Origin of the sequence: uncultured Bifidobacterium sp. (assembly GCF_949292005.1) — a bacterium.
GTDB lineage: Bacteria > Actinomycetota > Actinomycetes > Actinomycetales > Bifidobacteriaceae > Bifidobacterium.
Map to the genome: position 1 here is coordinate 1 of NZ_CASEXV010000052.1, position 2,545 is coordinate 2,545.

The following is a 2,545-nucleotide window of genomic DNA, read 5'->3' on the forward strand; positions in this document are numbered from 1 at the left end:
AAAGTCATGATAAATACCCTTCCTATAAATATCGATAAAAATTCAAAAAATACTGGATAATAGAAACGTAATTATTGACAATCGTCTGATTGCGGATACGTGCTCAGACTCTCGTCCCGACGGCATCCGCGAATCGCGCGGATTGCACGAATGCAGTCGCATACTCCGGGTCTGCGGCCTTTGCCGCAATGGCGAACGCCTGCTCCAGATCCTCAATCAGATCACGCACATCCTCGATGCCGATCGCCAGACGAATCAACTCATCAGTGACACCAACCTTCAACCGCTCCTCGCGTGGAAGCTCGAAATGCGTCATCCGACACGGAAGCTCCGCAAGGCTTTCGACCGCCCCCAGGCTCACGGCGAGACGGAAGACATGCAGATTGTTGAGAATCTGTGCCGGATCCACGCCCTTGACGACTTCGAAACTGAGCACACCGCCGAAGCCCTTGAGCCCCTTCTCGGTATCCCCCGGCCGTCCACCGCCCGCGACCCCCGGGTAGTGGACGGCCGCAACAAGAGGATTCGTAAGCAACCAGTTGGCGATGGCAACCGCATTGCTCTGCTGGCGTTCGATACGCAGACCGAGGGTCTGGATTCCGCGCCGGACGCTGTCGCACTCCGCCGGAGCAAGCACTCCGCCCAGACGATTCTGCGCGAAATACACGCGTTTGCCCAGATCGTCGTCGCCCACAACGGCCAAGCCCGCGATGACGTCCGAATGCCCTGCAAGATATTTGGTAGCCGAATGGATGACGATGTCCGCGCCAAGATCCAAGGGCTGCTGCAGATAGGGCGTGACGAACGTGTTGTCGACGATGACCAGAGCCCCGTAACGATGGGCGATCGCCGCAATCGCCGCCACGTCATTGACCTCAAGCAAAGGGTTGGTGAGCGTTTCGAAGTACACGGCCTTCGCCGGCCGCACGACGGCACCCTGGGACGTGCCATCCTCGGGAGTGCCGGCGATGGCACGCTCCACAGCCTCATAGTCACCCGTGTCCACCGGCTCCGATGTCAATCCCCACCGAGAGAAATGCTCGTTGAACAGCGAATAGGTTCCGCCATAGACGTTGGACCCCACAACCACGCGATCCCCAGGGGTAAAAATCGAGAGCACGGCGTGAATGGCCGCCAGACCGGAGGAGAAGGCGAAACCGCGCGTTCCATGCTCCAGCTGGGCGATCTGCCTTTCCAGAAAGTCGCGTGTAGGGTTCCCGCTTCTGGCGTAATCCCAGCGAGGCGCATCATCAACCGATTGGAACGCGTACGTCGAGGAGTTGTAGATGGGCGGATTCACCGCTCCCGTGTTGTTGTCCCCCACCGGTGTTCCATGAACCAGCTGCGTGGCGAATCGCGTCATGCCGTGCCTCCCGTGACCATTGCCCGGCCCTGCTGGCCGTCGACAGACACGAAGTTAGATGCCCTCGTGCCCCCACGGCAACTTCGGAGGCATACGCGTTAGTTATAGATGGTTCTCAAGCCGCTCTCCCCTGCGGCTCAGCAGTCGCCGACGTCCTTCGATTCCTTCTTCCCGCCCTGGGACGACACGCCCGAGCCAAGCATGGACTCCAGCCATCGGATCTCCGCGACGACCTGCTGATCATGCAGCGCGATGATGCCCCGTCTATAGGGATCGTCTATCTCCCGAGTCTCCAGAGCGCGACCTGAATCGCAGTAGAAGAAGTGGATGGACGTCTCGTTGAGATAGTCGTACCGTCTGCGCAGCACGGCATCACGATCATCGGGATCGGGGACGATGGAAAGGAAGGTGAGGATCACGGACCACCGATTGGAGTCGGTGATGTTGAATCCATGCGCATCGCGCAGCGTCTCGACCAGGCGGCTCCGGCCAGCGTCAAGGAGCGAGAACTCACGGCGCTGCCGTCCGTCACGGACCTCGTCGCGCTGGGCGATCAACCCCGACTCCACCATCCTCTTCGTGGCAGGATAGACCGCGCCGTCACTGAACGTCCGGGCGTACCCCTGCAGCTGCTCCATCTTCTTGCGAAGCTCGTAGCCGCACATGGGCTTCTCGGACAGGAATCCCAGAATCATCGTCTCTATTAGGCTCATAATGACGAGTATACCCCGAAACGACACGCCGCGTTTCGAGGTATAGCGAATAGATGTATATTTGAGGTCATCACGCAATACCTCGAAAAGATATATGTCGAGGCGGGGAAGGCGGAATTGTTCCACCGACCACGCCGGGACGCGGCCAGGACACACCGGAGGCCGGCAATCCCACGAGGAACGCGCAGAAAACGCCACAGGGTCTCCAAGGCCTTTGGACACAACGATTGCGGCTCATCAACGAACCGCTGCAAAGGAGAAACACCATGTCGAATATCACCGTCATCGGAGCAGGAAACATCGGATCCGCAGTCGCCGCCATCGCGGTGAAGTCAGGCTCCTCCGTCCAGGTCATCGATCGCGACGAGCAGAAGGCATCAGCTGTCAGCGGAGCAACCGCAACCACGTATGGGGACACCATCACCGGCGACATCGTGGTCCTTGCACTCCACTATCCCGCCTACGCGGA

General features: G+C 59.3%; 3 protein-coding genes. 1 reads left to right on the top strand and 2 read right to left on the bottom strand.

Annotated elements, in window-relative coordinates; genetic code table 11:
- Window positions 1-103 precede the first annotated feature (103 nt).
- A complete protein-coding gene (locus Q1X90_RS03745; RefSeq protein ID WP_300766676.1) occupies window positions 104-1,363 on the bottom strand; it encodes an aminotransferase class I/II-fold pyridoxal phosphate-dependent enzyme in 1,260 nt (419 codons plus the stop codon).
- Window positions 1,364-1,500: 137 nt separating this feature from the next.
- On the bottom strand, window positions 1,501-2,076 hold the full coding sequence (locus Q1X90_RS03750) for a PadR family transcriptional regulator (protein ID WP_300766678.1): 576 nt from the start codon (window positions 2,074-2,076) through the stop codon (window positions 1,501-1,503).
- Window positions 2,077-2,342: 266 nt separating this feature from the next.
- Here Q1X90_RS03750 and Q1X90_RS03755 point away from each other — a divergent pair.
- A partial coding sequence (locus Q1X90_RS03755; RefSeq protein ID WP_300766680.1) for an NAD(P)-binding domain-containing protein occupies window positions 2,343-2,545 on the top strand: 203 nt, incomplete at its 3' end.